The following is a 19,256-nucleotide window of genomic DNA, read 5'->3' on the forward strand; positions in this document are numbered from 1 at the left end:
CGCCACCGCCGACCCCGCTGGTAGCTGACACTTCGTGTCAGGATGGATCGACGGTTGCGATCAACCTTCGCGATAGCACCCGCGTTCGATTGCCAAGCGACGTACCAGCGCCAGCACGCTGTCGATGGTCGGCGTCGGCTTGCCGGTCAGGCGGCCGAGCTCCTGCACGGCGCCCACCAATGCGTCGATCTCCATCGGGCGGCCGCGTTCCAGGTCCTGCAGCATCGAGGTCTTGTGCTCGCCGACATCGCCGGCGCCCTTGATGCGCCGGTCGACAGGGATGAGAAAGCGCACGCCGAGGCTCTCGCCGATCGCCTGCGCCTCGATCATCATAGAACGGACGACTGCCCGCGTGCCTTCATCGGCGACGATGGCCGCCAGCGTGCTGCCGGTCAGCGCCGAGATCGGGTTGAAGGAGAGATTGCCCCAGAGCTTGACCCAGATCTCCGAGCGTATGTCTTCGCGGACCGGCGCCTGCAGCCCGGCCTTGACCATTTCGCGCGCAAGCGCTGCGACACGGTCGCTCTTTTCGCCCGAAGGCTCGCCGAGCGAAAAGCGCGTCCCCTCGACATGGCGAATGAGGCCCGGCGCATCGACCTCGACGGCCGGATAGACGACGGAGCCGATGACGCGTTCGGGCTCGATGGCTTCCCAGATCCTTCCGCCGGGATCGACCGCATCGAGCCGCGTGCCCTCGAGCGCGCCGCCGGTTTTGTAGAAATACCACCAGGGCACGCCGTTCTGCATGGTGACGACCGCCGTCCCCTCGCCCAGCAACGGCGCGATTTCCTGGAGCGCCGGCGCCAGCGAATGCGCCTTCAGCGCCAGCACGACATAATCCTGCTTGCCGAGTTCTTCGGCCCGCGCGGCGGCTCTCACCGAAGCCACCGTCTCCTTGCCGTCCTCGATCAGGCGAAGACCGCTAGCTTTGATCGCTTCGAGATGCGCGCCGCGCGCCACGATCGACAGATCGACCCGGCCGGCGATCGCCAGCTTGGCGGCGAGATAGCCGCCGATCGCGCCGGCGCCAAAAACTGTAACGCGCATCAGCCGAGACCGAGCTTTGCCGCGAGTCCGATGCGCTGCAACTTGCCGGTCGCGCCCTTGGGGATCTCGTCCAGGATCACCACCTTCCGCGGCACTTTGAAATCGGCGAGCCGCATCGCCGCAAAACTGCGGATATCGGTCTCGCTGGCGCTCTGGCCTTCGCGCAGCACTATCGCCGCGGCGACCTCCTCGCCGAGCTTGTCATGCGGCATGGCGAAGGTGACGACCTGCGCGACGGCCGGGTGGTCCATCAGCACGCCGTCGACCTCGAGCGGCGAGATTTTTTCGCCGCCGCGGTTGATGATCTCCTTCAGCCGGCCGGTGACGCGTAGGTAGTTGTCCTCGTCGAGCACGCCTTGGTCGCCGGTGTGGAACCAGCCATGGGCGAAGGCGCTGGCGTTGGCGTCCGGGTTCTTCTCGTAGCCGGCGGTGACGTTGGGACCGCGAATGACGATCTCACCGGTCTCGCCCGCTTTGAGCAGCCGTCCGTCCGGCGCCATGACGGCCACTTCCGGTCCCGCAGATGCGCCGACGCTGCCCGGCTTGCGCTGGCCGGGCGGCAGGCGGTTGGACGCCATCTGGTGAGCGGCCTCCGTCATGCCATAGGACTCGATCACCGGACAGCCGAAGGTCGCCTCCAGCTCGGCCATCACCTGCGCCGGCAAGGAGGCCGACGACGAGCGGATGAAGCGCAAATTTGCTCCGGCGAGCTGTTCGGCGTTGCGCGCGGCGCGCGGCAGGATCGCCTGATGCATGGTCGGCACCGCCGTGTACCAGCTCGGCTTCGCTTCGGAGAGCCACTGGAAGAAGCGCAGCGCGTTGAAGCCCGGCGTGCAGAACACGCTGCCGCCGGCGGCGAGCGAGGAGAGCACGGCCGCGATCAGCCCGTGGATGTGGAACAAAGGCATGATGTTGAGGCAGCGATCGGCCGGCCTTAGGCCAAGTGTCGCGCCGATGTGGGCGGCCGAAGCGGCGAGATTGGCGTGGCTGAGCGGCACCAGTTTCGGACGCGAGGTGGTGCCCGAGGTGTGCAGTAGAAGCGCGGTGTCCCCATCCTCGGCCAAGCCCGACGAAACAGGCGGGCCGACCGGGTCACCCTCGATCGCGAAGACACCGGCCGGGGCGCCGGCCGGCACGATCAAGCGCAGCACGGGGATGCCGAGGCGTTCGGCAACTTCGACCGAGGGACCTGCCTCGTCCTTGCCGACGAGGATCGCCTTGACGCCGATGTCGCTCAGATAGAAATCGAGCTCGTCGGCGCGATAGGCAGGATTGAGCGGTGCCGTGGAAGCGCTTGCTGCGACCGCGATGAAGGCCGTCGCCATCTCGGGGCCGTTCGGCAGCACGATGGCGACGCGATCGCCACGGCCGATGCCGAGCGCGTTGAGCCGCGCCACCGTCTCGCCAATCAGCCGGCGCAATCCGCCATGCGACAGAGCCAGCCGGTCGGGCGCCGCGATGGCCAGCGCGTCTTCGGCGCCGGGGGCCAGGCGATGGGCGAGATCGATGGAGTTTTCGCTTGTTGTCATGGTTCCAGACTATGTTTCGAACGATCGGCCGATGTCCAGCAATGGGCCGCTCAAAATCCGAGCGCCAGTCCGTCCTTGCGCGGATCGGAAGCGCCGGTCAGCGTGCCTTTTTCCCAATCGATCAGCACCGCCTGTCCGCCGCCAAGCGGATGGTCGGGCTCGACGACACGATGGCCACGGCCACGCAGGCCCTCGATGGCGTCGGCACGAACGCTGCGCTCGGCCTCGACGACGTCATGGTTGTAGAAGACTCGCGCGGCATCCAGCGCCTGCTGCGGATCCATGCCGAAGTCGATCATGTTGGTCAAAAGATGCACATGGCCGAAGGGCTGGTAGCCACCCCCCATGACGCCGAACGGCATCACCGCGCGCCCGTTCTTCGTCATCATCCCCGGCATGATCGTATGCATCGGCCGCTTGCCCGGCGCTATTGCGTTCGGGTGCTTCGCATCGAGCCGGAAGCTCGAGCCGCGGTTCTGCAGCACGACACCGCTCTTGGGACCGACGACGCCGCTGCCGAAGGAATAATAGGTCGAGTTGATGAAGCTCACCGCGTTCAAGTCGCGGTCGACGACGGTGATGTAGACCGTGTCGCTGCCCGGCAGGTCGAGGCGCGGAAGATTGGTCATGGCACGCTCAGGATCGATCGTGGCGCGGAGACGATCGGCATAGGCGCTGGAAAGCAGCTCCTTCACCGGCACCGCGACATGGTCCTGGTCGGCGATCAGGTTGTCGCGATCGCGATAGGCCAGCCGCCCGGCCTCGATTTCCAGATGCAGCCGCTCGGCGCCATTCGGGTCGAGCATGCCAAGATCGAAGCCGGAGAGCACGTTCAGCATCAAGAGCGCGGTCAGGCCCTGGTTGTTGGGCGGCATCTGGTGGATGTCGTGGCCGCGATAGGAGGTGCCGACCGCGGTCTTGTAATCGCCCTTCGTGGCGGCGAAGTCGTCGAGCGTGTGCAGTCCACCCAGTTCGCGAAGCCGGCCGACAATATCCTCGGCAACAGCGCCCTCGTAAAAGCCGCCGCGGCCCTTTGCGGCGATGACGCGCAGCGTCTCGGCGAGTTCCGGCTGGCGATGCACATCGCCGGCCTTCGGCGGCTTGCCGCCCGGCAGGAAGATGCGCGCTGCCACCTCGTCGGCCGACAGATCGGTTTCCGGGTCATGCCAATCGAAGGCGACGCGGTCATGCACGACATAGCCGTTCTCGGCATAATGGATGGCCGGGGCGAGAGCATCGGCGATGCCCTTGCGGCCATGGTCCTCCAGCAGCCGGCACCAGGCGTCGACGGCGCCGGGAACGGTGACCGCGTGCGGGCCTTGTTTCGGCAGCTCGCTAAAACCCTTGTCCAAGTACCAGTCGACAGCGGCTGCCTGAGGCGCGCGGCCCGATCCGTTGAAGGCAAGCACCTCGCCCTGCCCCTTCGGGCAATAGAGGACAAAGCAGTCGCCGCCGATGCCGGTCGATTGCGGCTCGACCACAGCCTGCACGCCAGCGGCACAGACCGCCGCGTCCATGGCGTTGCCGCCGGAGCGCAGCATGTCGATGGCCGCAAGCGTCGACAGAGGATGCGAGGTCGCGGCCATGGCTTCGGTGGCGCGGACCGGCGAGCGGCCTGGGAACTGGAAATCACGCATGCTGGTATTGGTATCCCTCACTTCAACGTCCGCGGCCGAAAAGCTGGGCGGCGGACAACAAGACGATCGATAGCACGATCAGGCAAGTCGAAATGGCGGCAATCGTCGGATCGATCTGGTCGCGCAGCGCATTGAACATGCGACGCGTCAGCGTCGTCGTCTCGCCGCCGGAAATGAACAACGAGACCACGACCTCGTCGAAAGAGGTGATGAAGGCGAACAGCGCGCCCGACACGATTGAGAAGCGCAGCTGCGGCATGGTCACCTGGAAGAAGGCCGCGAAGCGCCCGGCGCCGAGGCTGCGCGCGACCATCTCCTGGTTCATGTCGTAGGAGCGCAGTCCCGACAGGACTGTGAGCACGACCAGCGGCAGCGCTTGCACGGTATGGGCGATGACGAGGCCGGTCAGCGTGTTGTTGAGGCCGATGCGGGCGTAGAGAAAGAAGGTGCCGATGCCGATCAGGATGACCGGAATGATCACCGATGCCGTGAGCAGCGCGTTGATGGCGCCGGTCAGCCGCAGCGTGCCGGCGTTGATGGCGTAAGCCGCGGCGGTGCCGAGCGGCGTCGCCACGATCGCCGTCATCACCGCCACCTTGACCGAGACGATGGTGGCGTCGCGCCATTCGACGGAGCCGAAATAGGCTTCGTACCAGCGCAGCGACCATTGCTCGGGCGGGAACTGCAGCAGCGTCGAGCCTGAGAAGGACATGATGACGATGATCACCGAAGGGGCGATCAGGAACAGCATGACGAAGCCGCCGAGCAGATAAAGCCAGAGGCGTTGCCAATGCGAGATGGGCAGGCTGTTTTCCGCGCTCATCGCCGGCTCCATACGCCGGTGGCGCGGGCACCGAGCAGCCACTGGAACAACCCTAAGAGCGCCAGCGTAACGGCAAGCAGCACGACGCCAAGCGCGGCGCCCGCGCCCCAGTTGGAATAGAGGCTGGTGGCCTGCTCCATGCGCATCGCCCACATGATGACCTTGCCGCCGCCCATCAGCGCCGGCGTGACGAAGAAGCCGAGGCAAAGCACGAAGACGATGACCACGCCGGACGCCAGACCCGGCAGCGACAGCGGGAAGAAGATCTGCCGGAAAGTGGCGGCGGGGCTGGCGCCGAGATTCATGCCGGCGCGCAGGCAGTCGACGTCGATGGTCTTCATCGAGGCATAGAGCGGCAGAACCAGGAACGGCAGCATGATGTGGGTCATGCCGATGACGACGCCGGCGAAATTGTTGGCAAGCGGCAGCGGCTGGCCGATCAGCCCGAGGTCGATCAGCCAGTTGTTGATGAGGCCCTTGCGCTGCAGGATGACCAGCCAGGCATAGGTGCGCACCAGCACCGAGGTCCAGAACGGCAGGATGACGAAGATCAGGCAGATCGAGGCGGCGCGGCGCGGCAGCTGCGACAGCATGTAGGCCAGTGGATAGCCGAACAGCACGCAGGCGCCGGTGACGACGAAGGCGACCTTGAACGTCGTGGCAAAAGTCTTGATGTAGGACGCCTGCTCGAAGAAGCGCGCGTAGTTGGCGGCGCTGAGCTGACCGGTCTCGTCGAACAGCGAGAGCCAGAACAGCCAGCCGATCGGCACGATGATGACGGCGAAGACCAGGAACAGCCCGGGCGACAGCAGCGCCAGCAGCCCCAGCGCCTGGCGCCGGGCATCGGCGCGCAGCGCATCGGCGTTCAGCACGCCGTCCGGCCTGCCGGCATGGTCGAGGCTGGCGGACCCGACGCTCATTGATCCACCACCAGCACGACATCCTGCGCGTCGATGCCGAGCGTGATCGGCTCGCCCGGAGCCGGCAGCTTCGCCAGCACGTCCGAGCGGCAATAGTCGCGCAGCGTCACTTGCCGGCCGTCGCGCAGCGTCGCGTAGCAGATGAAGCTGTCACCCTGATAGATGACATCGCCGACGGTCGCCGGCAGCATATTGAGTGTGCCGGCCTGTTCCGCCTCGGCGACCAGCCGCAGCTTTTCCGGCCGCACCACCATCAGATGCCGGCCGGCGGACGGCGCCGCACCGTTCATGCGCAGCTTCCTGTCCTCATGCCAGACGCTGCCATTGCGGCATTCGACCGGGATGAAGTTGGATTCACCGATGAAGCTGGCGACGAATTTTGTCCGTGGCCTGGCGTAGAGGGCTTCGGGCTGGTCGATCTGCTCGATGCGGCCGGCGTTCATGACGGCGATGCGGTCCGACATGGTGATCGCCTCACGCTGGTCGTGCGTGACATAGACGGTCGTCATGCCGAGCCGGCGGTGCAGGTTGCGCAGCTCGATCTGCATATGCTCGCGCAGGCCTTTGTCGAGCGCCGACAGCGGCTCGTCCATCAAAACGATGCGCGGCTCGAAGACAATGGCGCGGGCCAGAGCCACTCGCTGGCGCTGGCCGCCGGAAAGCTGGTCGACGCGGCGCTCGCCCAGGCCTTTCAATTGCACCAGGCCCAGCGCCCTCTCCACACGCTCGGCCGTTTCCGCTGCCGACACGCGCCGCTGCTTGAGCGGAAAGGCGATGTTGTGGAAGACGTTCATATGCGGAAACAGTGCGTAGTTCTGGAACACCATGCCGATGTTGCGCTTGTGCGGCGGCATGGTGATGATCTCTTCGCCACCCACCTTGATTGAGCCGGCATTGGCCCGCACGAACCCCGCCAGGATCATCAGCAGCGTCGTCTTTCCCGACCCTGACGGACCGAGCAGCGTCAGGAATTCGCCCGCGGCGACGTCGAGGCTGAGGTCGCTGAGGATCGAGAGAACGCCGAAGCGCTTCTCGATGCCGTGGATGCCGATGGGAAGCGCGGACGGCGCAAGAGACAAGAGCATCTCCTTCAACTCCGGATCATTGTCGGCGAACGGTGCGGAGCGGCGCATTATGCGCCGCACCGAACACGTTCATCATTGCTGGATCAGGTTGTTGAATTTTTCCGTCGCCTCGACGAGGTTGTCGCGCCAGAACTCGGGATCCTGCAACACCTGCTTCTTGACGTTTTCCGGTGCGGAATTGATGTCCTTGATCCGCGCCTGCGGGATCTTGCCGGTCTCGAAGGCCTTCTCGTTGGCCGGGCCGTTGTCAACATAGAGCGGCAAATTGGCCTGGAGATCGGGGCTGACGAACTTGGCCAGCGCCTTCATGGCGATGTCCTTGTTCTTCGATCCCTTCGGGATGACCAGGCAGTCGGCGGTGAGCACACCCTGGTCGAAGGAGAAACTCACCGGTGCGCCTTCCTTCTTCAAAGTGCCGGCGCGGCCGTTCCAGATGCTCGCCATATCGACCTCGCCGTCCTTGACGAGCTGCATGGCCTGTGCGCCGGACGTCCACCAGGCGTCGATATGGCCCTTGACCTTGTCGACGGATTGCAGCGCGCCGTCGATGTCGACCGGATAGACCTTGTCGATCGGGAGCCCCTTGGCGAGCGCGGCGACGCTCAGCGTTTCCGTCGCCTGGCTGCCGGACAGCGCGCGGCGGCCCGGGAATTTCTCGACGTCCCAGAAATCGGCCCAGGTCTTCGGTCCCTTGTCGCCGAAAACATCGGTCCGATAGATCAGCACGACGGACGTATACGAGACGCCGACCCAGTCGTCATGGACGAGCTTCGGGTTGATGCCGCTCTTGTCGATGAGATTGTAGTCGAGCTTCTCAAACAGGCCTTCCTTGGAACCGCGCGCGCATTCATCGGCGCCAAGCTCGGTGATGTCCCATTTGACCGCGTTGCCGGTGACCTGCAGGCGCACGTCGTCGAGGCCGTTGGTGGTGTCCTGCTTGATGGTGATGCCGAGCTCCTTGGCCGTAGGATCGAAGAAGGCCTTGGTCTGCGCCTCCTGATAGGTGCCGCCCCATGAGGCGACGGTGATGGTGTCAGCGGCCGATGCCGGAACGGCGACTGAGGCCAGCAGGCCGGCGGCGGCCAGGCCGCGCATGCAAATTGTCTTCGTCATTTTCGCTTCTCCAACCGGTGTTCCCGTTATCGTTGATTTGGTATGCGAATTTGTATACAATTTTGAGTGTAATTCGCCACGAGCCGATGTCAACATGGGTCGTGCGGTTTTTAGCGGCGATGCACAAAGGCTCGGCCCGGAGCGTTTGCTCCTGTCGAAACGGCGCCTGTTTCAAGCAGGCGCTAAAAGGCACTAGACTGCGAATCCATAACTGACCGTTGGAGGCGGGACGTTTGAGCAAGGAACGGAAAAACACGCTGCGCGACTCGGTGTTCGAGAAGCTGAAGGCGATGATCATCACCGGCCAAATCCCGCCGGGCGGTCGCGTGACGGAAAGCGACATCGCCGAGCGTCTGAAGGTGAGCCGCACACCGGTGCGCGAGGCCTTCAACCGGCTGGAACGCGACGGCCTGGTGATCGGGCGGCCGCGCCAGGGCTATGTGGTCGCGGAATTCAACATCAACATGTTCCGCGAGGCCTTCGACATTCGAGAATTGCTTGACGGGCGCGCGACCGAGCTGGCGGCTGCCAACGCGACCGCCGCCGACAAGGCAAGGCTGCGCGATATGCTCGCCGAATGCGAGCGGCTGGCGGCGATCCCCGACCGCAGCACCAGGGAGAAATTCGAGGAATTGCAGGTCGGCATCGACCTGCACCGGGTGATCGCCGAAATCAGCGGCAACGAGATGCTCTACGGCATGCTTTGCGGCATCCTCGACAAATGCCAGCAATATGTCTGGACGGAGCTTTTGTGGCTGGACGAGTGGAAGCTCACCCGCGAGGAGCATACCGGCATCGTCGACGCGATCTGTGCCGGTGATGTCACCCTTGCCGGCGAGCGCGCCCGTGCGCATGTGCGCGGCTCACGCGAGAACATCCTACGCCTGCTGCAGGCAAAGTCCGATTACCAGGGGTTTTTCGCCAAGGCGTCGTGAGCCGGCGCCCTATCGCATCAGCTCGATAGCACCGGGCAGTTGGCGCCGCGCCGCAGGCTGACATGTGCCACGTCGCCGACGCTGAATTGAAAACCGTCGGCGCGGCGTGGAGCATCGATGACGATCGGAGTCCCCTGCCCGAGCTCGGCGTGCAGGCGCAGCGTGCGGCCGTGGAAGACGATGCCGCTCACCCGCGCCGGCGCGGTGCCTTCGGCGGCCTCGGTGGCCGCCAGCAGATCCTCCGGCCGAACGCCGATGGTGCGCGTATCGCCCGCCGCCGGCGTTTCGCCGGTGTCAGAGACTGCCTCCAATGGCAGCTGGCCGGCGGCGAAGCGCAGACGCTCGCCGTCGCGGCCGACAAAGCGCGACTGAAGAAGATTCATCGTGCCGATGAAGGACGCGACGAACTTCGTCGCAGGCCGATCGTAGAGCGTTGCCGGCGGTGCGATCTGCTCGATGCCGCCCTTGTTCATGACGACGATGCGGTCCGAGATCGACAGCGCCTCGGTCTGGTCGTGGGTGACCATGACGAAGGTGGTGCCGAGCCGCGACTGCAGCCGCTTCAGCTCCACCTGCATCTGCTCGCGCAGATGCGCGTCGAGCGCCGACAGCGGCTCATCAAGAAGGAGCACGCGCGGCTCGCAGACAATGGCGCGGGCAAGCGCCACGCGCTGGCGCTGGCCGCCGGAAAGCTCGGAGATACGGGCGCCGAGCTTGTCGGCGAGCCCCACCATGTCGAGCGCTTCGCCGACGCGGCGCGCCTGCTCGGTGCCGGACAGTTTGCGCAGCGACAGGCCGAAGCCGACATTCTCAGCGACATCCATATGCGGGAACAGCGCATAATCCTGGAAGACGGTGTTGACCGGCCGGTCGAAGGGCCTCAGGCCGGTGATGTCGCGGCCTTCGAGCAGGACATTGCCGCTGGTCGGGCTCTCGAAGCCGGCGATGACGCGCAGGCTCGTCGTCTTGCCGCAGCCGGAGGGGCCGAGCAGGGTCAGAAACTCGCCAGCGGCAATATCGAGGTCGACGGTATCAAGACCGACCACGCCACCTGGAAAGACCTTTGAGACTTTCTGCAGCCGAACCAATGGTTCCCGCAATTCCGGACGGAAAACCGCTTCGCGCTTTTCCTGGAATTGCTCTGAGGCATCAGGCGCCATCGCGCACCTCGGACGGCTTTGTCGTGTTGACCCAGAGGATCTGGCAGCGCTCGGCGCCGGGATTGCGGAAGGCGTGCAGCAATGTGCTCTTGAAGGCAAAGCTGTCGCCGGCCTTCAGCACATAGGTCGTGGCATCCACCACCAGCTCGACCTCGCCCGTCATCACGAAGCCGAATTCGTGGCCGGCATGGGCGTAGGCTTCCGCCGTGCCGCCGCCGGCCTCGACCGTCACCAGCATGCCGGTGAGCGTCGCGGCGGGAGGCGACAGCAACGCCTTGGCGATGCCTTCCGACTTCACCGGGATCGAGCGCCGCTTGTCGGCCCGTACACAATAGAGATCGTTGACAGCTTCGTTGCCGTCGGCGATCAGCGCAGAAGGCTCGATGTCGAGGGCGGCGGCCAGCGGCCAGATCACCTTGACGCGCAGCGAGGACATGCCGCGCTCGATCTGGCTGAGCGCGCCGATGGAAATGCCGGCTTTGGCCGCGAGCTCGGCCAGCGACAGCTTGCGCTCTAACCTCAGCGCCCGCACGCGCCGGCCGACGCGGACGTCAGCATCGTCCTTCGGTTTCTCGGCTGTTTCGTCGACTATGTCCATACGTTGGTCCTCGTTCAGTCTCTTCACTGGCGCGGAGCAGCGCCGACAGGCTCCTCTTTCTCCCCTTGTGGGAGAAGGTGTCGCCGAAGGCGACGGATGAGGGGTGCTCCAGCTCGGCAGCGACGGCGATCCGTCACCCACCCCTCAACCGTCTCGGCGCTGCGCGCCGATCCACCTTCTCCCACAAGGGGAGAAGGGGAGTCGCGCTCACCCGCCAGCCTTCACTTTCTCGAACATCTTCGCCACATCGTCATTCTGCTTCATCGGGCCGGTGAAGATGGTGCTCTTCAGCATCACGTCCGGATCGGCCGGCAGCTGCAGCTTGTCCAGCTCGTCCTTCGACACGCCGGCGAAGGCGGTGGAGAGCGAGCTGCCATAGCCGTAGGACTGGATCAGGTATTTGCCCGAGTCCGCGTCGAGCCGGCTGTTGATAAAGTCATAGGCGAGATCGACGTTCTTGGCGTCTTTCAGCATGACGAAGCCGCAGGCCCAGGTCAGCATGCCTTCCTTCGGCTTCATGAACTCGACCGGAACGCCCTGCTTCTTGAGCGAGGTGGCCGAGGCGTTCCAGGTCATGGCGGCGACGAGCTGGCCGCTTGCCAGCGCCTGCTCGACCGAGGTCATGTCGGTGGTGTAGCTCGACAGCAGCGGCCGCTGCTCGCGCAGTTTTGCGGCGACCTTGTCCATCTGCTCCGGCGTCATGTCGAAAGGATTAACGCCCGCCAGAAGTGCGGCGACGATCGGCGTGTCATGGACCGCGTCGATGGTCGCCATGCGGCCGGCATATTGCTTGTCCCAGAGAAGGTTCCAGCTCGCCTCGGGGTTCTTCACAAGATCGGTGCGGTAGAGGATCGAGGTGTTGCCCCAGTCCCACGGCACCATCCAGACCTTGCCGTCACCGGCCTGCAGGTCGGGCAGGTTCTTGAACACCGGGAAGATCGAATCCCAGTTCTTGATGCGCTTGGTGTCGATCGGCTGCAGCAGGCCTTCCTTGTTCCAGCGCGCCACCTTGTCATAGCAGGGATGCGCGATGTCCGGCCGGAAGCCGGCCTTGACCTTGGTGAAAGCGTCGTCGTCATCGCCGAAGATCGAGGCCTCGACGCCGTCGGGATGCGCGGCCAGGAAGCTCTTGTTGAAGTCCGGCAGTTCGTAGCCCGACCAGGTAAAGTATTGCAGCTTGTCGGCGGCCAAAGCGACCGTCGACGACAGGGCCAAAGCCAATGCGGCAAGGCCGGCCCGGGTTTTGTGCCCGGCGATCGATTTCAGGTGGAATGTCATTTTCGTTCTCCTCTTCTTTGTTGTGGTTCAGGCTGGATTGCGGCGCGCGGCGCCGAGACCGCGATGGCGCAGGATTTCGGCGAGCGCAGCGATGATGAAGGACACGGTGAGGATCGCCGTGCCGAGCGCCATCACGGTCGGCAGCGAGCGCGGGAAGCGCAGTTGGCTCCAGATGTAGAGCGGCAGCGTCGGCTGGGTGCCGGCGAGGAAGAAGACGACGATGAACTCGTCGAAGGAAGTGAGGAAGGCGAGCATGAAAGCCGACAGCACGGCCGGCGCACTCAACGGCAGCATGACGCGCCGGAATGTCGTCCAGTCGGAGGCGCCGAGGTCGAGCGCCGCCTCGCGGATGGTTTTGGGAATGGCTGCGAAGCGGCTGCGCATCACCACCACCGTCGTCGGCAGCGCCACCAGGATGTGGCCGAGCACGATCGCGATGCGCGATGGTCCGAGGCCGATGAGGTTGACCAGGATCAAGAGCGAAATGCCGACGATCACGCCGGGGATCAGGATCGGCAACCGAGCCGCGGCGCTGATCGTGGCCGCCAGCGGCGAGCGGCCATAAAGATCCATATAGGAGACGGTGATGCCGCAGAGCGTCGCGCCGGAGGCGGCGATGACGCCGATGACGAGGCTGTTGGCCAAAGCACCGGACAGCGCCGGATTGCCGTAGAGCGTCTCATACCAGCCCAGCGTAAAACCCTGCAGCGGAAACGCCGCCTGGATGGAGTCGTTGAAGGAAAACAGCGGGATCAAAAGGATCGGCAGATAGAGGAACACCAGATAGGCAAGCACATAAAGGCCGAGCCAGCGGCCGCCTGCATTTGCCTCTTTGCGTGCCACGCTCATGTGCGGCTGCCAAATCTGCGATCGGCGCCACGCGCGACCAGCACCACGCACAGGATGACCAGCATGACGCAGACCGAGAGTGCCGCGCCGAACGGCCAGTCATTGGCCTTGCCGAATTGCGACTGGATCAGCGTGCCGATCATGGTGCTGGCCGGGCCGCCGACCATGGCCGGCGTGACATAGTCGCCGACGGTCGGCACGAAGACGACGAGGGCCGCAGCCAGAACGCCGGGCATCGAATTGGGCAGCACGACGCGGCGGAACGAAGTGAAGGGCCGCGCGCCGAGATCGGAGGCGGCTTCGAGCAGCGATTTCGGGATCGTGTCCAGCGCCACGTAGATCGGCAGGATGGCGAAAGGCGCGTAGGCGTGGGCGAGCGTGACCACCACGGCGGCCGGCGTGTTGAGGAAAGCGAGCGTCGGTTCCGACCAGAGCCCGCTTTCGATGAAGGCCGAATTCAGCACGCCGTTATAGGCAAGCACGATCTTCCAGGCGAAGACGCGCAAAAGGTAGCTGGTCCAGAACGGCAACGTGACCAGGAAGAGCAGCAGGTTGCGCCGCCGCCCGGCATGGAAGGCGAGATAGTAGGCGACCGGATAGGCGGTGACGACGGTCGCCAGCGTCACCAGGCGGCGATGACCAGTGAGCGCAACGTCACTGTCCAATAGAGCGGGTCGGTGGCCACGGTGACGAAATTCGCGACCGTCAGGCCGGCGCCGAGCAGCGAGCCGTCATTGCTCCTGAAGGCGAGGAAAATCACCAGGCCGAGCGCGAACAGGATCAGGAAGAAAGTGACCAGCCCGCCCGGCAGCAGCATGGCGAAGCGGAAGATCGGCGAGGTGCGGTTTTCCGGCGATAGCCGCGCTGCAACGATGGTCGACATCCTATTGCCTATCGGGGGCTGCCCATCGGATTTTTGAAATCCGCTAATGCTTTTTCATATTCATGAAACTGTCAAGCTGAATCGTTTGTGCGCTGCAATACCGGCGAAAGCTCAGCGTTCGAACGCATCGAGCATTCGGTACCAGGCGATCGTGGCGGCGACGCCGACCTGGCGAAAAGCATGGAACGGGATCGGCCGGATCGGCGACAGCGGGAACGGCAATTGCCTGGCATCGCCGCTTACGAGGTAGTTAGCCATGCGTTTTCCCAGCGCGCTCATCAGGCCGACACCCCTGCCCTGGCAGCCGACCACGGCGAGCAGGCCCTTTTCCGGTTCATGCAGATGCGGCAGATGATCCGGCGTCATCGCCACACGGCCGAACCAGCGCTTTTCGATGGCGATGCCGGCAAGCGCCGGGTAGAGCCGGATGAGCGCGCGCTCGAGATGCGCCCAGTCCGAAGCGCTGGAAGGCAGCGCCATGCGGCCGCGACCGCCGAGCACCAGCCGGCCGTCCGCGCTCTTGCGGTAATAGACGAGGATACGGCGCGAATCCGAGACGGCCTGGCCACCCGCCAGGATGCTCGCGGCGAGCTCGGCCGGCAGCGGCGCGGTGGCGATCTGGAAGGAATGCAACGGCACGATCGTCTGCGCAAGGCCAGGCAGCAGGCTGTCCGTATAGGCGTTGGTGGCGAGCACGACGGACTTGGCGCGCAGTTCGGCGCCGCCTTGTGTTGAAACCCGCCACAGGCCGGCTCCCTTGCTGAGCTTCACCACTTTCTGCTGTTCGGCGATATTCGCCCCTGCAACCGAGGCGACGCGCGCCAGTTCCAGCGTGTAGGACAGCGGATCGATGACGCCGGCGCGGCGGTCGAGCCAGCCGCCAAGATAGCCCTTGGCCCCGGTCATCGCCGCGATCTCGGTCTGGTCGAGCAGCTTGACGTCGGCGCCGCGTGTTCGCCATTGGCGATCTCGGTTCGCTGCCGCTGTCAAAGCGGTTTCGGTATGCGCGGCCTGGATCCAGCCGTTACGTGTGAACGGTACCGGGAGCTTCTCCTCGCGGATCAAGTCGAACACGGCGTCGGCGGTCGAGGCGGCGAAGTCGACCAGGGCCTCGCCGCGCTCCTTGCCGAATTGCCCGATCAGCCATTCCGGATCGTATTTGAGGCCTGGAATGACCTGGCCGCCATTGAGCCCGGAAGCGCCCTGCCCGACTGCTGCAGCCTCCAGCACCTGGACCGAAAGACCGGCGCGGGCTCCGTGCAAGGCGGTCGACAGCCCCATGATGCCGGCGCCGACAATGATCGCGTCTAGCGTGCCGCCGGACGAAAGCTCGGGCTTGAACGCCGTGGCCGTTTTGGGCTTCTGCCAGATCGGATCGGAAAAGGCTGCGGACAAGAGGGCACCCTCGCGCTGGAACTTCGTGAAAATCCTATTGTCGATTTCATGGATTTGAAAGTGCGTTTCGATTTCGTCGTTTGGGGCACGGGGAACTCGATCAGGGGTCCAGCGGTCGCCAATCACGTGCTCGCCGACAGCCAATCGCCAAGGCCGGCGCTGCCCCTCATCCGCCTGCCGGCACCTTCTCCCCGTGAAAAACGGGGAGAAGGGAAGCGCTCCAGCGCTGGCGACCCTCTCCCCGTTCTTCACGGGGAGAGGGTAAGGGTGAGGGGCAGCGCAGACATCGGCGATCTGCCTCGACCAAAGGGACAAGGCATCAATCGGGGTGGACCTTTGGGAAGAATTTGTTGAGATTGCCCCCGAAGAACGGCGGGCTCGCGATCACACTGACCGTGAGCGGAATGCTGAAAGCCGATCAGCCGACTAAGAGGACCGACACCATGACCGACCCGACCCGCCTCCCCGCCGACGGCCTGTTCGTCGGCCGTGCCAGGACCGGCGATGCTTCCCACCCGCTGGTGGTCACGGTGCGCGACGGCGAGGTGATCGACATCACCTCAAGCGCGGCGCCCACAGTGCGCGACCTCTGCGAGTTGAAGGACCCGGCTAGCCACGTGCGCTCGGCCAAGGGCAAGGCGATCGGTGCGCTGGAAGACATTGCTGCAAACAGCTTCGAGGCGAAGCGCGATGCGAAGAAGCCCATCCTGCTTTCGCCCGTCGACCTGCAGGCGGTGAAGGCTTCAGGCGTCACCTTCGTCGTCAGCCTGCTCGAGCGCGTCATCGAGGAACAGGCGCGCGGCTCGGCCGAGAAGGCCGACGCCATCCGCGCCGACATCGCCGGACTGATCGGCCATGACCTCTCGAAGCTGAAGCCGGGCTCGCCGGAGGCGATGGAGATCAAGGCCAAGCTGATACAGCGCGGCGCCTGGTCGCAATATCTGGAAGTGGGCATCGGGCCGGATGCCGAGATCTTCACCAAATGCCAGCCGATGGCCTCCGTGGGCTTCGGCGCCGATGTCGGGCTGCACCCGGTCTCGACCTGGAACAATCCGGAGCCGGAGATCGCCATGATCGCCGACAGTTCGGGCCGCATCGTCGGCGCCACGCTCGGCAACGACGTCAATCTGCGCGATGTCGAGGGGCGCTCGGCGCTGCTGCTGGGCAAAGCCAAGGACAACAACGCTTCCGCCTCGCTCGGGCCGTTTGTCCGGCTGTTCGACGAGACCTTCGCAATCGCCGACGTGAAGCGCGCGACGGTGCGGCTCAGCGTCGAGGGCGAGGACGGGTTTTCGCTGGAGGGCGCGAGCTCGATGGCCGAGATCAGCCGCTCGCCAGAAGAGCTGGTGAAGGCCGCGATGGGACCGCACCACCAGTATCCGGACGGGCTGGCGCTCTATCTCGGCACCATGTTCGTCCCGTCGAAGGACCGTGGCGAGAAGGGCAAGGGTTTTACGCACAAGGTCGGCGACATCGTCACCATCTCGTCCGAAAAACTCGGCGCGCTGGTCAACCGGGTGCGGCTCTCGCCCGATTGCCCGCACTGGACCTACGGCGCCAGCCATCTGATGCGCGACCTCGCCAAGGCCGGCCTGATCTAGCAGCGGATCACAGCGGCCATATGCTTGTGATCATCACGACAGGCTGATGGAGCGCAATGGCGGGGTTTGCGGCAAAATATCATCGCAACTGATGCAATCTGATGGGTTCGTTGATGGCGTGTGGACCTGTGCCAACATCCATTGGCGATGGAGGCTTGCCATCGGCCCAAAAAGGGAATGCTCTTAACATTCCGGTCGGCGCTGGCAGGAGATGCGGTTCTCGGGCCGCATCGCGCTCGATGTGGAGGAGAGTTTTCAACATGGGAGGAAATCGAATGCTTTCGAGGCTGAGACTCATCGTGCTTGGCTTGATCGCGGCACTCGCCATTCCGGCGATGGCCGAGGCCAAGACGTTCTACTGGATTTCGCATGGCGGGCCGGCCGATCCGGTCTGGACCTACTTCCTCGCCGGCGCCAAGCAATGGGCGACCGACACCGGCAACAAGGTGAACACCTCGTTCCACAATGGCGACGTCGCCTCGCAGCAGGAGGCCGTCCGCGCCGCCATCTCGGCCAAGGCCGACGGCATCGTCACCACCAGCCCCGATCCGGGCAGCCTCGTCGAGATCGTCAAGGAGGCCCGCGCGGCCAACATCCCGATCATCAACTTCAACACGCCCGATCCAAAAGCCAACTTCAACGCCTATGTCGGCGGCGACAACGTCACCTTCGGCAAGCACTGGGCGCAATATCTGGTCGACAAGGGCCTGGTGAAGAAGGGCGACTTCGTATGGATGCCGGTCGAGGTTCCCGGCGCCACCTATGGCGTCCAGGAAGAGGAAGGCATCAAGAGCGTGTTCGAGCCGGCGGGCATCACCTATGAGGTGACCGAAGCGACGCTCGACCAGGCCGAAGTGATCAACCGCATGGTCGACTACCTCACCGCGCATAAGGGTAAGGTGAAGGCCATCATCGGTCTCGGCGATCTCGTCACCGGCTCGATCAAGCGCGTGTTCGATCAGGTCGGCGTCAAGCCGGGCGAAATCCCGGTCGTCGGCTGGGGCAACTCGCTCGACACCACCCAGGAAGTGCTGAACGGCTACGTCAACGCCGCGCAGTGGCAGGACCCCCAGGCGACCAGCTATGTGGCGCTCTCGCTCGCCAACATGGCTGCCGCCGGCATTCCTCCGGGCTTCAACGTCATCACCGGCGCGCTCTATGAAAAGGACACCGCCGGCGTCTACGACAAGATCCTGTCCGGCAAGTAATCCGCGACCAATGGCCGTGACCGCTCCGGCGGCCACGGCCATTCCTTTCGCCGAGCCTGCGGCCGCGCGGGCTTCAGCTAAAGCACGTCGCGTCGAAACGGATTCGAGCGACGCGCTTTAAGTCTTTGTTTTTATGCATGTCGTTTTTCCCAAAACCACTGCACACTTTTGGGCGACATGCATTAAGTTCACTCACGTCGCGGGCCCAATGGAAAACCGTTCCTTCATCCAAAGTTTCATCGCACGGCCGGAATTCGGGCCGCTGGTGCTGCTCGTCGTCGAGCTCGTCGTCTTCTGGGGCATCAATCCCGACTTCCTGTCGCCGCAGAACATCTCCAACATCCTGGCCTTCACCGTCGAGCTCGGCCTGATCGCGCTGGCGATGACCTTGCTGATGACATCGGGCGAGTTCGACCTTTCGGTCGGCTCGCTGTTCGGCTTCTCGCCGGTGCTGATGTGGACGCTGTTCAACGGCGGCGTCACCTCGCTGGAAATGGGTTTCCTGATCGCGCTGGTGGTCGCGGCCTTCATCGGCCTGGTCAATGGCTGGTTCGTGACCCGGCTCAAGATCCCGTCCTTCCTGGTCACGCTCGGCATGCTTTTGGTGGTGCGCGGCACCGCGCTCTTCGTCACCGACGGCTTTCCGCAGCGCACCTGGAGCGCCGAAGGCAGCTTGCTGGCGGACACACTGGTCGGCGATTTCTACATCGGGCCGTTCCGCATCTACGCGTCGCTGTTCTGGTTCCTAGGTGCTGCGATCGTGCTCGGCTATGTGCTGACGCAGAGCCGCACCGGCAACTGGATCCAGGCCGCCGGCGGCAACCCAAATGCGGCGCGGGCGCGCGGCGTCAACGTCAACCGCGTCAAGGTCGGCCTTTTCGTCCTGTCGGCGGTGATGGCCTCGCTCGCCGGCGTCATCTCCTCGCTGCGCACTTCGGCCGCCAACCCCAACAGCGGCACCGGCTACGAGCTGGAAGTCATCGCCATGGTGGTGATCGGCGGCACGGCGCTGACCGGCGGGCGCGGCACCATCATCGGCACGGTGCTCGGCATCCTGATCCTGCGCGTCATGCGCAACGGCATCGTGCTGATCGGCGTGCCGGGGCTCGCCTACAACATCTTCATCGGCGCGATCATCCTCGGCATGATGGCGCTGCATTCATGGCTCGAACGCCGGCACCAGGCAGGGACGTGA

Annotated in this window: 16 protein-coding genes and 1 pseudogene; 4 read left to right on the forward strand and 13 right to left on the reverse strand. The window is 64.6% G+C overall.

The annotated features are described in order from the left end of the window. Positions 1-60 precede the first annotated feature (60 nt). The 7 genes from ABID26_RS04170 to ABID26_RS04200 all read right to left on the reverse strand — a co-directional run bounded on the left by ABID26_RS04170 (position 61) and on the right by ABID26_RS04200 (position 8,154). Complete coding sequence (locus tag ABID26_RS04170; RefSeq protein ID WP_292367742.1) at positions 61-1,047, reverse strand: 2-dehydropantoate 2-reductase; 987 nt, start codon at positions 1,045-1,047, stop codon at positions 61-63. After that, positions 1,047-2,576, reverse strand: a complete 1,530-nt coding sequence (locus ABID26_RS04175) for an acyl--CoA ligase (protein WP_354413990.1) — start codon at positions 2,574-2,576, stop codon at positions 1,047-1,049. The genes ABID26_RS04170 and ABID26_RS04175 overlap by 1 nt, the downstream gene beginning before the upstream one ends. Before the next feature lie 50 nt (positions 2,577-2,626). After that, positions 2,627-4,213, reverse strand: coding sequence for a gamma-glutamyltransferase (ggt, locus tag ABID26_RS04180; RefSeq protein ID WP_354414241.1), 1,587 nt, complete (start codon positions 4,211-4,213; stop codon positions 2,627-2,629). A gap of 22 nt (positions 4,214-4,235) precedes the next feature. Continuing rightward, positions 4,236-5,036, reverse strand: a complete 801-nt coding sequence (locus ABID26_RS04185) for an ABC transporter permease (RefSeq protein WP_354413993.1) — start codon at positions 5,034-5,036, stop codon at positions 4,236-4,238. Further along, positions 5,033-5,956, reverse strand: coding sequence for an ABC transporter permease (locus ABID26_RS04190; RefSeq protein ID WP_292344383.1), 924 nt, complete (start codon positions 5,954-5,956; stop codon positions 5,033-5,035). The genes ABID26_RS04185 and ABID26_RS04190 overlap by 4 nt, the downstream gene beginning before the upstream one ends. Further along, positions 5,953-7,035, reverse strand: a complete 1,083-nt coding sequence (locus tag ABID26_RS04195; protein WP_292344391.1) for an ABC transporter ATP-binding protein — start codon at positions 7,033-7,035, stop codon at positions 5,953-5,955. The genes ABID26_RS04190 and ABID26_RS04195 overlap by 4 nt, the downstream gene beginning before the upstream one ends. Positions 7,036-7,113: 78 nt before the next feature. Continuing rightward, positions 7,114-8,154 (reverse strand): ABC transporter substrate-binding protein, encoded by a 1,041-nt coding sequence (locus ABID26_RS04200; RefSeq protein ID WP_292344382.1) that lies wholly within the window; start codon positions 8,152-8,154, stop codon positions 7,114-7,116. A gap of 233 nt (positions 8,155-8,387) precedes the next feature. Here ABID26_RS04200 and ABID26_RS04205 point away from each other — a divergent pair, with 233 nt between their 5' ends. After that, positions 8,388-9,089, forward strand: a complete 702-nt coding sequence (locus ABID26_RS04205; RefSeq protein ID WP_292344381.1) for a GntR family transcriptional regulator — start codon at positions 8,388-8,390, stop codon at positions 9,087-9,089. A 17-nt stretch (positions 9,090-9,106) separates the two neighbouring features. Here ABID26_RS04205 and ABID26_RS04210 read toward each other — a convergent pair whose 3' ends face one another. From ABID26_RS04210 to ABID26_RS04235, 6 genes and pseudogenes are all read right to left on the reverse strand, one after another. Beyond that, positions 9,107-10,249, reverse strand: a complete 1,143-nt coding sequence (locus tag ABID26_RS04210) for an ABC transporter ATP-binding protein (protein ID WP_292344380.1) — start codon at positions 10,247-10,249, stop codon at positions 9,107-9,109. Next, positions 10,239-10,847, reverse strand: coding sequence for a cupin domain-containing protein (locus ABID26_RS04215; RefSeq protein WP_292344379.1), 609 nt, complete (start codon positions 10,845-10,847; stop codon positions 10,239-10,241). The genes ABID26_RS04210 and ABID26_RS04215 overlap by 11 nt, the downstream gene beginning before the upstream one ends. A 207-nt stretch (positions 10,848-11,054) precedes the next feature. After that, positions 11,055-12,125: an ABC transporter substrate-binding protein gene (locus tag ABID26_RS04220; RefSeq protein WP_292344378.1), complete on the reverse strand. Its 1,071-nt coding sequence runs from the start codon at positions 12,123-12,125 to the stop codon at positions 11,055-11,057. A gap of 27 nt (positions 12,126-12,152) precedes the next feature. Continuing rightward, on the reverse strand, positions 12,153-12,974 hold the full coding sequence (locus ABID26_RS04225) for an ABC transporter permease (protein WP_126101555.1): 822 nt from the start codon (positions 12,972-12,974) through the stop codon (positions 12,153-12,155). Further along, positions 12,971-13,857 (reverse strand): annotated as a pseudogene (locus tag ABID26_RS04230) (ABC transporter permease). Before ABID26_RS04230 ends, ABID26_RS04225 begins: the two are co-directional and overlap by 4 nt. Positions 13,858-13,968: 111 nt before the next feature. Then, the gene (locus ABID26_RS04235) at positions 13,969-15,252 is read right to left on the reverse strand and encodes an NAD(P)/FAD-dependent oxidoreductase (RefSeq protein WP_292344375.1); all 1,284 of its coding nucleotides are present in this window, start codon (positions 15,250-15,252) and stop codon (positions 13,969-13,971) included. 443 nt (positions 15,253-15,695) lie between these two features. Between ABID26_RS04235 and ABID26_RS04240 the strand changes: the two genes are divergently transcribed. The 3 genes from ABID26_RS04240 (at position 15,696) to ABID26_RS04250 (ending at position 19,256) form a co-directional block, all read left to right on the forward strand. Continuing rightward, positions 15,696-16,853 (forward strand): fumarylacetoacetate hydrolase family protein, encoded by a 1,158-nt coding sequence (locus ABID26_RS04240; RefSeq protein WP_292344374.1) that lies wholly within the window; start codon positions 15,696-15,698, stop codon positions 16,851-16,853. A gap of 275 nt (positions 16,854-17,128) precedes the next feature. Beyond that, positions 17,129-18,061, forward strand: coding sequence for a sugar ABC transporter substrate-binding protein (locus ABID26_RS04245; RefSeq protein ID WP_292304089.1), 933 nt, complete (start codon positions 17,129-17,131; stop codon positions 18,059-18,061). Between the two features lie 208 nt (positions 18,062-18,269). Next, positions 18,270-19,256 (forward strand): ABC transporter permease, encoded by a 987-nt coding sequence (locus ABID26_RS04250; RefSeq protein ID WP_354413999.1) that lies wholly within the window; start codon positions 18,270-18,272, stop codon positions 19,254-19,256.

Source organism: Mesorhizobium shonense (genome assembly GCF_040545255.1).
GTDB lineage: Bacteria > Pseudomonadota > Alphaproteobacteria > Rhizobiales > Rhizobiaceae > Mesorhizobium > Mesorhizobium shonense.